Raw genomic sequence first — 12,395 nt, forward strand, 5'->3', positions numbered from 1 at the left:
ATCGCCTAAATATATAATGAAGCTAGTACAGGCGAAAGGATGGGGAATTTGTGCCAATTAATCAACTGGCTGATCATCCATTGCCTTGGTTAAGGAACTAAAGCAGTTACATAGATGGCAGATTGGGGAATTTAGTTCCTAGGGACCCCAATTAAAACAGTGTCATAATTTCGGTAGCGGTAGGGATGAACTGTGAATAGGATCAAAGCATAAACCAACCACCACAGTTCAAACCCAGCCATGATTTCAGCGACTAAATTACCATTTCTCTCTCTTCTTCGTCTAATGGCTCAAATGCGGGCTAATCTTAATATCATGTTGTTAGAACATTATGATCAGCTTACCCAACTATTAGTGGTGATACCGAAATTGTCACTGATGTTCAATGCCATTAGATTAACTCTGGGTTAAAATCACAGTTTCGCCTGTTTCAGCAGACCGTCTAGCCGCATCAGCTACTTTCAGGGTATAAAGACTATCTGCGACAGAAACATAAAGAGGCGTTCCGTCAAAAAGGTGATCGAGAACCATAGTAGTATCCCGCGCAAACAAACCGCTACGACTTCCGACTTCAATGGGTTGAGGAGTATCTCCCCGTAGTAATTTGCCCTCTTTTGGGGTAAATATCAAAGTTCCGGCTTCCCCATAAAGGGTAAAAAGGTTTTCGGACTCCCAAAAGGTTTCGCCTTTTCCGTAGACGACCTCACCAATGGTCCCACAGGTAAAGTGTAACTGAGTCTGACACCAACAGGAACGATAACGATCGCCATCGACATTCCAAAACCGACTCTGGGCGTTTACAGAAGCCACAGCACCAAATAGGTCAGTCAAACGATGTAAACGGGAAAGCGCCCCCACCAAGGGAAAACCAAACAGAGAATTTTGGTAGGTCCAGCGATCATAAGCCGGACGTTGGGGGTTAATAGTGCTGTAGCGGGCATAAAATATGGTTCCGATCGCCTCTAAAGATGGTTTAATAGAATTGTGCAATCCTCCCAAAAGTTCCAGATGTTCCACATGAAGGAGTTTATGGCGCATTGAAGCCAAGGCGAGCAACTCCTCACCCTCTTGAGGATCGAGACAAAGGGGATATTCAACCACCACGTGCTTATCATTTTCCAGGGCGGCTTTTGCGATCGCACCATGATCGCGGTTAATGGTGCTAATCATAATCAGGTCTAAATCGTCTCGCTGTACCAATTCCAGCCAATTAGGGACTAATTCCGCATTAAACTCTTGACAGAAGGCTGCTGTAGTTTCTGGACTATGACCGGTAACCGCCACTAAATGCGATCGAGGATCAGAGTTGAGGGTTTGGGCGCGGGACTTAGCAACATACCCAGTTCCCACCAAACCGACGCGAATAGTGGAAGGGTTAGAAATTGTATTAGAAAAATTACTGGCTGTCATCTACAGACTGATATATTTTAGGGAGATATGACTAAGGCTTAAAACCCTAGCTCATCCATTATTATCCCTTATGCTGACGACTATGCAACCACCTGGCCCTATAGGCTGGCCAGATAAGATATAAGCAATTGGGATGTAATTAGAAAAATTTATAACAAAAACCATTCATAATATGGCCGCGAAAGGTTTTACAACCTCGTGTTTTTCCTTTAATATCAGAAAGTGAAGAAAACCGAGACCACAGGGAGTTAGGCTAATATTCCCTTGTGATTTATATAGGTTTTTCTTATCGATTTTTTTGAGAACTTAGAGAGGAACACTGAATGGCTACTTACAAAGTCACTCTGATTAACGAAGCTGAAGGCATCAACGAAACCATCGATTGCGATGATGATACATATATTCTCGATGCTGCCGAAGAAGCTGGACTAGATCTGCCCTACTCCTGCCGTGCTGGTGCTTGCTCCACCTGTGCTGGTAAAATCACCAGTGGTACCATTGACCAGTCTGATCAGTCTTTCTTAGATGATGATCAGATCGAAGCTGGGTATGTTTTGACTTGTGTAGCCTATCCCACGTCTGACTGCACAATCCAAACTCACCAAGAAGAAGGACTCTACTAAGTTTCTCCAACCTGGTCAGAGAAGGGAGAACAGGTTATTTTGGTTACAGCGGATCTGTTCTTCCTTCCCCTATAGCCAGGATTTATGGAGATTGCTGCCCAGTGATTAAATAATTGTTCAGGGGTTCTAGTTGAGTCCCCGGAAAATAAAATTCCAAAATGCGATCGCTAGACCAACCCAACCGGGCGAGTTTATGCGATCCTATTTGGCTGAAACCGACACCATGACCAAACCCGCCGCCCACAAAATTATAGCCTTGCAGAGTTTGGTTAGGGCCATAAATCGGATCAATATAGAATAGGGTACTAATAGGAGGCCAAAAAGCACTTTGGACCTCATCCTTATGGATGGGGATAACACCCTTATCAGTTTGTACCTCCATTTTCAACACCCGGCCAGAGTGAGCCCTTTCCACCACCCTCACCTGTTGAATAGTGTTAAAATCTGCCAGGGGACTTTTGCGACGCTTGAGATAAAATTGCAGATGATTAGTCATGGCCTTGAGATCTGTTCGGTATTGCCAGCGAAAATCACTCCAACCCTCTTCATTAAAACCCTTCCTCAGACTCATAAACCGCCGGAAGTTCTGTTCATCAGCTAGGCTGTAGCTTTCCAGGTTCCACACATTTTGAGTAGTATCTAATACTGACCTGAGATAGGGTGGCTTGGGTCCATCCCAGACATCATTAAAATTAGCAGTAATGCCACCACTAGAGGAGAAATACACCGCATCGACCAATTCCCCGTCATAGGTCAGCACTAGGCCCCTGGTGTTAGTAATAGCGTTATCAGTAGATGGGTAAACCTCGGTTAACCCCTTATATACTTGACAATCGGTATTGGCACAAATTTGATAATTGTCCGCCTCAAACCGATGCAGATTCCGCAAGACATAGGTACGCGCTAAAATAGCCTGGGCTTCAATAGAAGCAGCGGGAGGCCATGCGCCCATTTCATGGGGTACAACTCCCCGCAAATAGGTTTCTAAGGGAACATGGTTAACCAGGGTATAGGTTCCGTAGGCATCTGGCTGGAGTTTTAAACTGCCTCCATAAACTAAAGCCTGGGGGTCATCTCTTTTCTTACCTACGGAAATGACATTCTGGGGAGCTTCAATTTTTAACTCTTGGCGGTTGTAACGATAGCCACCTAACACCCAATAGGGGACGGGTTTCTCTCTGACTACTTGGCTGGTGAAAGTAGGCTGATAGCCCTGGGCTTTTATGCTTTCTAGTAACCATCGGCGCAACAGGGGAGTTGAATAAGTTTCCCGAGAAGCCCAAACCTGCCATACATCGGGTTGCGCTAGTTCAACTTCGATGCCCATTTCTCGCCATTTGTTAGCCTGCTGTGCGGCGGTTTCATAGCTGCGGTGACTGCTAAAAATCAGACGTTCGTTAACTTGGGGTTCTGGAAGGGGTTGCATTTCCACCTGAATAACGGCGCTGAGGGTATGCAGGACTTGTTCACCTTCGGGGGTGGCAAAACGCAGGCTGAGATGGTCTCCAGGTTTGGCTTGCAAGACGAGGGTATCTGTGGGGGTTTTACCAAATTGCTGCACTACGCCTACTTCTAGGATAGGGTTAATTTCTTCTTGGGCGATCGCTTTAGTCGGTGTCAGTCCCAATAAACATCCGAACATTAAAACCATTGGCAACTTGCCTAAACTCTTAGAAACAGACTGACCACTACTCCGGGAGTATAGGTTAGGTTGGGGGGCTGTTATCGCGTTTATCATCTCGGCTCTCAGATATCAGGACACGCTATCCATTATGAATGCTCAAACCAAAATCTCCCGCTAGAATTGGATCTAACAGGAGATATGGACAATATTTCCGAGTGAAATTCGCGCCTAAGACTTTTGTTCACCTTTGCGACTGACAAGGGAGAAAGCCGCGCCAACTGCTAGGAGTCCTAACACCATAGTAGGTTCAGGAACTTGCACACCTCTGATGGCATTCATATTTTTCTTGCCGATATCAAGGGCAAACACAACGTCATTATAGTCTCTGTCACCACCACCGACGATATCTTCAAAAGCTAACACCAGATAGCCAGATTGTTCATAGGCCATCACTTGTTGGAATCCATTTCTGTTCCGGCTGGAGTCAACATATAAACGAGTGGGGTTGCTGCGTCCATAACCATCTGAATTTAGGAAAAAGTCTAGGGTAGTTCCTCCTAGGACTTTACCCAAGCTGACAAAATCACCCGCTTGTAAAGGATTAGCGGTTGGGTCGTTGTGAGAATTTCGATAACCAGTATGAGTTGAGCAACTGCTAGTTAGGCAGACAATATCATCAAATAGAATAGTGTCTGATATGTTGGTAGCGCCTGTAGCAGAAACACCTAACTGGTTGCGATACCATGCACCCTCACTGAGGAAATGCACTTTCACTTCATGGTTGAAATCTAATGTTAGTTTACTCAAATCTAGCTGACGACTAGAAACAAATGAGGGGTCTAGGGCTTGATATTCGGTGTGGATATAGTCATTAAAAACACCGGAGTTAATCAGCCCTTGAAAGTGTTCATCGGCTCGTTGAATAGTGAATGCAGCAGCGGAACCAGCAACGGCTAGGGTAGTTGTGACGGCTGTAAATGCTGCAAGGATTGTGGATTTCATGGGGGTTGGTCTCCGTAAGTTTTAAGATAGCAGTTCAGTAAGATGCGAGTCCTGGAAGATTCATAACTTTTTAGCTGATGACTCTATTATGGAAAAGTTATCAGTTCTTTGTCCAGCCAAATTGGCAATCTTTACCAAATCTTTAAATAATTTATTTGTTTTATAAAGATTATGCAAATTTTTTAGTGAAAATACGGAGATTTTTTGGGGGGGATATCCCCCCCAGGGGGGTATAAATAATCGCTCATAAAAACTCCCTCACACCCCTCTGTCCCTGTGGTATAGGGAGCCATAGAAGGAGGAGAGGGTTAGGATAAAGGATAAACTGCTATATTGAACTGAAATCAGATCTCCTATTTCTCGATTTTGGCGACCTCTAGTAGGGTCTTGAGTAGAGAATCAGGGTTGAGGCTAATTGAATCAATCCCTAAGTTTACCAAAAATCGGATAAATTCAGGATAATCACTGGGGGCTTGACCACAAATACCAATCTTGCGATCGTAACGTTTCGCCGTTTGAATGACCATTTTAATCATGCGCTTAACGGCTTCGTCGCGTTCATCAAAAATGTGGGCTACCAGTCCGTAATCACGATCTAAACCGAGAGTTAACTGAGTTAAATCATTGGAACCGATAGAAAAACCATCAAACACCTGGCAAAATTTATCAGCCAATAAAACATTGCTGGGTAACTCACACATGACATAAACTTGCAGACTATTTTCGCCGCGTTTTAAGCCATGTTTTGCCATTTCTGCTAAGACCTGCTGACCCTCTTCGGGGGTGCGACAGAAAGGAATCATGGGAATGACATTAGCTAATCCCATTTCATCGCGAACCCGCTTGATCGCTTGACATTCCAAGGCGAAGGCTGGGCGATATTTGGGGTCAGTATACCGAGACGCACCCCGCCAACCAATCATGGGGTTTTCTTCGAGGGGTTCAAATTGTCGCCCTCCCAGCAAATTGGCGTATTCGTTACTTTTTAAATCACTCATGCGTACAATGACGGGTTTGGGATAAAAAGCAGCAGCAATAGTGCCAATTCCTTGGGCGAGTTGACTAACAAAATAGTCGGGTTTGCTATTAAATCCGGCGGTGAGTCTGTCAATTTCCTGGCGCGCGGTTTCATCTTGGAGTTGGTAAAAGTTAATTAAGGCGAGGGGATGGACTCGGATCTGATTAGCAATGATAAATTCTAGTCGCGCTAGTCCTACGCCGTCACAGGGTTGAGAAGCAAGGCTAAAGGCTTCGGCTGGGTTGCCAATATTGAGTAAAATTTGGGTGCGGGTTTTGGGTAAATCGTCTAATACGGTTTTGGCGATCGCAAAAGGTACTAAACCCTGATAGACTTTACCGACTTCGCCTTCGGCGCAGGAAACGGTTACGGCTTGACCGGTGCGTAAGATATCGGTAGCATTACCACAGCCGACAATGGCGGGAATGCCCATTTCTCGCGCAATAATCGCCGCATGACAGGTGCGACCGCCGGAGTTGGTAATAATGGCGGAGGCTTTTTTCATAATTGGTTCCCAGTCGGGGTCTGTTTTTTGGGTAACTAAAATTTCGCCGGGTTTAAATTCATGAATGCGCTGGACATTAAGCAAAACGCGGGTTTTACCTTGACCAATACGATCGCCTACAGCGCGACCCTCGACTAAGACTTCTGCTGTACCTTGGAGGTGATATTGTTGCCAAATGCGATCGGACTTTTGAGATTGGACTGTTTCGGGACGCGCCTGGACAATAAATAATTCCCCAGTTTGGCCGTCTTTCGCCCATTCAATGTCCATGGGGGAATAACAGCCCCGAATTTGGTTATAGTGATCTTCGATAATTTGCGCCCATTTAGCCAGCTTGAGAATTTCCTCATCACTTAGGGCAAATTTTTGTTTTTCGGTTTCTGGGACGGGAATAAGGCGGGTAGCTTCCTGGCGATCGTAAACCATTTTCACGGCTTTACTACCCAGACGCTTGGCGATAATGGGTCGAAAACCCTCCCGCAACATGGGTTTAAATACCATGAATTCATCAGGGTTGACAGTCCCTTGGACTATGGTTTCCCCTAAGCCATAGGCGGCGGTAATGATGACGGCATTTTTGAATCCGGTTTCTGTATCAATTGAGAACATTACCCCGGAAGTGGCTAGGTCCGATCGCACCATTTTTTGTACGCCAATATAGCATTAGTCAAGGTGGTTAGGACGCAGCTTTGAGAACGGAATCCATGGCATCATGGAGAGAATCAAACTGCTCAATGCAGTGGCGAATACGGGCTTTCAGCCACGACCAACATTTCTCTATCTTGTTGAGGTCTGGCGAATAAGGTGGTAGATAGAGTAAATGGCATTGAGCTGCCTCCACCAGTTCAGCAATCCGCCCCCCTTTATGAAACGTTGCATTGTCCAATACTAGAGTCTGACCTGGCTTCAATGTTGGAATTAAGATGAACTCCAACCACAACTCAAACACTGTCCGATTACAACAACCCTCAAAGCTAAAGGGGGCTAAGAGTTGTTGATGACACCATGCGGCTATATAGCTCACCCTGTCCTGCCTCTTCCCTGATTTGAGGGCATGGAAGCGTTTTCCTTCCTCGCAGTAACCATAAGGGTAATCCGAGTCCTGACTATTCATGGCGGCTTCATCGAGGTAGACCACTTCTTGTGGCTCCATCTGTTCAATCTGAGCCATAAACTCCTCTCGCTGTTGCTTCCAACGTTCTTGGTAGCCGTAAGTTTTTTTTCTGGTGAAGCCAATTTTCTTCAAGGCTCTGGATATGGTGCGAGGAGAGATGTCGTCATCCCAAAGTTCAGCCATTTGAGCGGAGGTTTTGTGGCCATGCTCTTGGGCAAAAGCCTTGAATTTCTGCCAGTCGGTAATTTTGTGGTTATTGCCAGGTGGGTGATTAGGTTTAGGGAGGAAGTCTCCGGTCTGTGCTTTTCTTTGCAGCCAGAGATTAATGGTGTTCCGGCTGACATGGAAAACTGGACTGGCTTCTGTTTTGGGCATACCGTCTAGTTCAATTGCATCAATAACTTTTTGTCTGAGGTCGTAACTATAGGGGGCTGGCATTTTGGGTCTTCTTAGTCATCTCGTCCTCTCCATTATACGTCCTAACTTTCCTGTCTTGTGCTATACCTTTATACAGGGTCGGATAACAGCCACTGTTGGGATTGAGGACGGGACGTTTGGCATCCCGACATTGACGAGTTCCCGATTGCCATTCCCGATATCGGGTCATGTGCTATACGTCCTAACTTTTCTGTCTTGTGCTATATCTGGGTTCCGAACAGAATAAGGGCGGGTTCCGTGAGTTGGCGGGTTTTTACCGGGGCGTTACATAAGAAGGGCGGGTTCCGTAAGTTGCCGGGTTTTTACCGGGGCGTTACATAAGAAGAAGGGCGGGTTCCGTAAGTTGCCGGGTTTTTACCGTAGGTGAAGGCGGGTTCCGTAAGTTGCCGGGTTTTTACCGGGGCGTTATATAAGAAGAAGGGCGGGTTCCGTAAGTTGGCGGGTTTTTACCGGGGTGTTACATAAGAAGAAGGGCGAGTTCCGTAAGTTGGCGGGTTTTTACCGGGGCGGATCTAGCACCCGCCCCTACCAGCCGCCCCTATCATTGGTAGTTATTTAGTCGTGGCGTTGTTGCAATTGTAGACGAATGGCTGCGTGGACGGTGCGAGTAATTGGGTAAAAATAGGCTAATACTAACCCCATGGATAAAAAGGCAATGGGAATGGGGCCTACCATCAGGCGAATTGCCCATAATACGGATTCGGGTTGGCTGATTGCTTCTTTGGAACCGGCTGTGGCTAACAGTCCAGCATGGCTGAGAATTTGTCCGACAATAAATAGGGATAGGGCAATTCCTAGTTTTTGTAACATTACCATAAAACTGTAAAAAATGCCTTCCCGTCGCTGTCCGGTGTTGAGTTCATCGAGATCGACAACATCGGGTAAAATTGACCAGGGGACTAGGTGGGCGGTAGCTATTCCAAATCCAGCGATCGCACCTAAACCATACATGGTCAGCATTTGTCCGGGTTGCAGCATGAATAGTCCGACTCCGGCTAACATGGTGAAGGGAATGCCTAAACAATAGACGGTTTTTTTGTCTACTTTTTGGGCGATCGCATTCCAGAAAGCCATACCCAGTAAGGATACCCCTTGCACTAATAATGCCATTTGGGTTAAGTGGCGATCGGCTAGTTGCATATAATCTACTATAAAATAGGGTAGAATAGCAACGGTTACCTGTACTCCCAACCAGGAACATAAATAAATCCCAATGGCATAAAGAAAGGGTTTATTACTAAAGGCAATGCGAATTTGTTGTAAAAATGGTAATGATGGAGGTCGGGTGATTGCCAATCGTTTAGCTTCTTGTTGAAAGTAGCGTTTACTGGTTCCAAAAACACATATATAGACAGATATCATCGCCATTAATCCCCCCAAACTACCCAATAAAGGATATCGCAATTGGGGAGATTCAAATAATCCAAATAAAACCTGGGCTAACACTAAAGCAAATAGACTTCCGCCAATTTTAAAAGCTGATTGAAAGCTGATTAAACTGGTACGTTCGTCATAGTCTTGGGTAAGTTCAGCCGCCAAAGCACCGAGGGGAAGAAATACGGCGGTAAATGCGGTATAAAATAGGATGGTAATCAAGCCATAATAGCCGAATAGTAGCCAGCCACTAACAGGAGGTACAACCCAATGCAGGAAAAAGCAGATACCCAAAGGAATAGAAGCTACTATCATCCAAGGGTAACGCCTTCCCCAACGAGACTGGGTGCGATCGCTTAACCAACCAATCATCGGATCACTGATAGCATCCCATCCTTTACCAAGTAATAATACACTACCTGCTAAACCTGCATCAAGTCCCGCAATATTAGTCAAGAAAAACAGCAAAAAGAAGACTTGCATACAGCCGGGAATAGCACCGCCAAAATCTCCCATTGCATAGGCGGCTTGAGTGCGAATAGCCAGATGATCACTATGGTAGTCGGTAGCTTGAAAGCGATCGCTGAGTTGAACAAGTGCCGTCTTGGCTTGTTGTCGAGAAAGGCGGATCATAGTTTAGGATTTATCTACAGGTAATTCTCGGATTGATTGATAATAGCATATATACATTGAGTTAGCATTGACTTCAGGAAATCATGTTAATTATTAATTATTAATTATTAATTATTAATTATCTGAGTTAAACAAGTGCCGTCTTGGCTTGTTGTCGAGAAAGGCGGATCATAGTTTAGGATTTATCTACAGGTAATTCTCGGATTGATTGATAATAGCATATATACATTGAGTTAGCATTGACTTCAGGAAATCATGTTAATTATTAATTATTAATTATTAATTATTAATTATCTGAGTTAAACAAGTGCCGTCTTGGCTTGTTGTCGAGAAAGGCGGATCATAGTTTAGGATTTATCTATAGGTAATTCTCGGATTGATTGATAATAGCATATATACATTGAGTTAGCATTGACTTCAGGAAATCATGTTAATTATTAATTATTAATTATTAATTATTAATTATCTGAGTTAAACAAGTGCCGTCTTGGCTTGTTGTCGAGAAAGGCGGATCATAGTTTAGGATTTATCTACAGGTAATTCTCGGATTGATTGATAATAGCATATATACATTGAGTTAGCATTGACTTCAGGAAATCATGTTAATTATTAATTATTAATTATTAATTATTAATTATCTGAGTTAAACAAGTGCCGTCTTGGCTTGTTGTCGAGAAAGGCGGATCATAGTTTAGGATTTATCTACAGGTAATTCTCGGATTGATTGATAATAGCATATATACATTGAGTTAGCATTGACTTCAGGAAATCATGTTAATTATTAATTATTAATTATTAATTATTAATTATTAATTATCTGAAAAGCAAGTCGCGCCGCCCCTATAGTACCCGCCTGATTTCCTAATTCGGCGGTCAAAATTTGTAGCCCTTCCCGAGAAGTGGGTAAAACTCGGCGTTGAATTTCCTCCCAGAGGGTTGGTAAAAATAGATTCGCTGCCGCACTAATACCACCGCCTAAAATGACCGCTTCTGGAGTCAAAACATAAATTAAACTAGCTAAACCCGCCCCTAACCGTCGCCCATATTCTTCCCAATAGGCTAAGGCTTGGGAATCACCTGCGATCGCCTTTTTGGCTAGGTCAGAAGGGTGATCACCCGTTTCTCGGCGGATAGCTTGTACAGAGACATATTGTTCCAGAGAACCCTGATTTCCGCTATTACAAGGGGGTCCATCGGGGTTCAAAGTAATTAATCCCAACTCCCCCGCCGCGCCGCGATGACCCACAAATAACTGACGATTGAGGATAATCGCCCCGCCAACTCCTGTCCCCAGAGTTAACATAATCAGATTATCAAAATTTCGTCCCGCCCCTAACCAGGCTTCCCCCAACCCCGCACAATTAGCATCATTAGCCATGATTACTGGCTTTTGGGTTTTTTCTTCCAGCCAGTCTGCTAAGGGAACATCCCGCCAATTCTCTAGGTTAATGGCTACCTGGGAGATACGCCCCGTCCCATCTACTGGTCCCGGTAAACCCACCCCGATCGCCGCCCAAGACTCGACAGGGGCTGTTATTTGTGATATAGCGTTTAGTATTGCTGCCAACACAGCTTCCGGGGTAGCGGGTTGTGGAGTTGCCACCGTCAGGGATTGGTTACAGGAACCGTCCGCCTCAAACAGTCCCAGTTTAATCGCCGTCCCCCCTAAATCAATACCAATGACCTGAGCGGATTTTGGTTTCATTCTACTTCGTCGCGTTCTATGCTGCTAGTATAAATGGGTTCGACGCGAATCCCCATAATACTAGAGGGACGAACTACCAGATACTCACCTTCAATGGTTTTAATCGGGACATTGAGAAAATCGGTATCAGTGTGCTTAGGAATCAGAACCTTAGTGTACCAGGTCTGAAAATCCTGGATCGTCCTGAACCGGACTTCTTCCCGGTGTCCCCCCTGAATCAAAAGATGAACCGCGTATGAACTAGGTTTAGGCATAAGGATGTTTGGGATAATAAGGGATTGTTGTACCATTTTCTCACTAATCAGGGCGATCGGTCAATCCATTAGTAACGATACACCAATATCAGCCAGAAGATGAAATAAGTTCACCACCATCAGTATTTAATCAGTTCCCTGATATCAGCCTTGTCTTTACTGATTATAGATGATTCAGGAAATTGTGATCACAACTCATGGCTGATTGGTAGAACCTCGAAATTGGGTAATTTCGGCTATTGTTAATGGCTAGGTGGTGGAATTAGACACATTTTTTCATATACTGTTATTGGATTGTTAAAAAGAGGATTAATTTAGATATGTATACACTGATAATCATGGGAGTTTTCTCGTCATGTCTACAATCATTATTACTGGTTGTTAGTTGATTTTCCGGTTCTAGGGTAGTAGTACGATCGCACTTGTCAAGTTCAGTCTGAACATTTAGGCGGGAGTTGAGATTGTACCCTGGCATTGATTACAGTGAGCGATCGCCCATAATTGGGCATCGGATCTAAAATTAGGCTGATGATGTTCAGTTAAATTTAAGTCTAAGTTATGATTTTTAAGCGCCAGGAAGTGGCGTTTAGGCCTGTGGAGACGATGGGAGACCCCAGCTATAAACTAATAGCCTGGGGAATTGTCGGAGAAGCAGGAAGCCTACACCCAATGCGTCAGCCTGTTCTGACCCAGGT

At 44.6% G+C, this 12,395-nt stretch carries 10 protein-coding genes and 1 pseudogene; 1 reads left to right on the forward strand and 10 read right to left on the reverse strand.

The window, feature by feature from the left end; all coding sequences use genetic code 11:
• Window positions 1-396: 396 nt before the first annotated feature.
• Entirely contained in the window at window positions 397-1,410 is a 1,014-nt protein-coding gene (locus XZ46_RS22465) for a Gfo/Idh/MocA family protein (protein WP_006623254.1), read from the reverse strand.
• A gap of 323 nt (window positions 1,411-1,733) precedes the next feature.
• On the opposite strand from XZ46_RS22465, the gene XZ46_RS22470 reads away from it, so the two are divergent.
• Window positions 1,734-2,033, forward strand: coding sequence for a ferredoxin (locus XZ46_RS22470; RefSeq protein ID WP_008054250.1), 300 nt, complete (start codon window positions 1,734-1,736; stop codon window positions 2,031-2,033).
• 82 nt (window positions 2,034-2,115) lie between these two features.
• Here XZ46_RS22470 and XZ46_RS22475 read toward each other — a convergent pair whose 3' ends face one another.
• The 9 genes and pseudogenes from XZ46_RS22475 to XZ46_RS30810 all read right to left on the reverse strand — a co-directional run bounded on the left by XZ46_RS22475 (window position 2,116) and on the right by XZ46_RS30810 (window position 12,175).
• Window positions 2,116-3,771: a SpoIID/LytB domain-containing protein gene (locus tag XZ46_RS22475; RefSeq protein WP_048895255.1), complete on the reverse strand. Its 1,656-nt coding sequence runs from the start codon at window positions 3,769-3,771 to the stop codon at window positions 2,116-2,118.
• Window positions 3,772-3,885: 114 nt separating this feature from the next.
• On the reverse strand, window positions 3,886-4,659 hold the full coding sequence (locus XZ46_RS22480; protein ID WP_048895256.1) for a DUF4114 domain-containing protein: 774 nt from the start codon (window positions 4,657-4,659) through the stop codon (window positions 3,886-3,888).
• Window positions 4,660-5,012: 353 nt separating this feature from the next.
• Window positions 5,013-6,839 (reverse strand): annotated as a pseudogene (gene ppsA, locus XZ46_RS22485) (phosphoenolpyruvate synthase); the annotation flags it as partial.
• 19 nt (window positions 6,840-6,858) lie between these two features.
• Window positions 6,859-7,734 (reverse strand): IS630 family transposase, encoded by an 876-nt coding sequence (locus tag XZ46_RS22490; protein ID WP_006623263.1) that lies wholly within the window; start codon window positions 7,732-7,734, stop codon window positions 6,859-6,861.
• Complete coding sequence (locus XZ46_RS30805; RefSeq protein WP_006623264.1) at window positions 7,718-7,903, reverse strand: hypothetical protein; 186 nt, start codon at window positions 7,901-7,903, stop codon at window positions 7,718-7,720. Before XZ46_RS30805 ends, XZ46_RS22490 begins: the two co-directional genes overlap by 17 nt.
• Window positions 7,904-8,289: 386 nt before the next feature.
• Complete coding sequence (locus XZ46_RS22495; RefSeq protein WP_048895257.1) at window positions 8,290-9,741, reverse strand: MFS transporter; 1,452 nt, start codon at window positions 9,739-9,741, stop codon at window positions 8,290-8,292.
• Between the two features lie 802 nt (window positions 9,742-10,543).
• Window positions 10,544-11,446 (reverse strand): ROK family protein, encoded by a 903-nt coding sequence (locus XZ46_RS22500; RefSeq protein WP_006623266.1) that lies wholly within the window; start codon window positions 11,444-11,446, stop codon window positions 10,544-10,546.
• Complete coding sequence (locus XZ46_RS22505; protein WP_006616856.1) at window positions 11,443-11,700, reverse strand: hypothetical protein; 258 nt, start codon at window positions 11,698-11,700, stop codon at window positions 11,443-11,445. The genes XZ46_RS22500 and XZ46_RS22505 overlap by 4 nt, the downstream gene beginning before the upstream one ends.
• A 286-nt stretch (window positions 11,701-11,986) precedes the next feature.
• Window positions 11,987-12,175, reverse strand: a complete 189-nt coding sequence (locus XZ46_RS30810) for a hypothetical protein (RefSeq protein WP_006623268.1) — start codon at window positions 12,173-12,175, stop codon at window positions 11,987-11,989.
• Window positions 12,176-12,395: the final 220 nt, after the last annotated feature.

The organism is Limnospira indica PCC 8005, assembly GCF_000973065.1.
Lineage (GTDB): Bacteria > Cyanobacteriota > Cyanobacteriia > Cyanobacteriales > Microcoleaceae > Limnospira > Limnospira fusiformis.

Bases quoted from the DNA above. Each gene is read 5' to 3' on its own strand.
- XZ46_RS22495 (WP_048895257.1), bottom strand. From the start codon at position 9,741: ATGATCCGCCTTTCTCGACAACAAGCCAAGACGGCACTTGTTCAACTC.
- XZ46_RS22470 (WP_008054250.1), top strand. From the start codon at position 1,734: ATGGCTACTTACAAAGTCACTCTGATTAACGAAGCTGAAGGCATCAAC.
- XZ46_RS22500 (WP_006623266.1), bottom strand. From the start codon at position 11,446: ATGAAACCAAAATCCGCTCAGGTCATTGGTATTGATTTAGGGGGGACG.
- XZ46_RS30805 (WP_006623264.1), bottom strand. From the start codon at position 7,903: ATGACCCGATATCGGGAATGGCAATCGGGAACTCGTCAATGTCGGGAT.
- XZ46_RS22480 (WP_048895256.1), bottom strand. From the start codon at position 4,659: ATGAAATCCACAATCCTTGCAGCATTTACAGCCGTCACAACTACCCTA.
- XZ46_RS22490 (WP_006623263.1), bottom strand. From the start codon at position 7,734: ATGCCAGCCCCCTATAGTTACGACCTCAGACAAAAAGTTATTGATGCA.
- XZ46_RS22505 (WP_006616856.1), bottom strand. From the start codon at position 11,700: ATGCCTAAACCTAGTTCATACGCGGTTCATCTTTTGATTCAGGGGGGA.
- XZ46_RS30810 (WP_006623268.1), bottom strand. From the start codon at position 12,175: ATGCCAGGGTACAATCTCAACTCCCGCCTAAATGTTCAGACTGAACTT.
- XZ46_RS22475 (WP_048895255.1), bottom strand. From the start codon at position 3,771: ATGATAAACGCGATAACAGCCCCCCAACCTAACCTATACTCCCGGAGT.
- XZ46_RS22465 (WP_006623254.1), bottom strand. From the start codon at position 1,410: ATGACAGCCAGTAATTTTTCTAATACAATTTCTAACCCTTCCACTATT.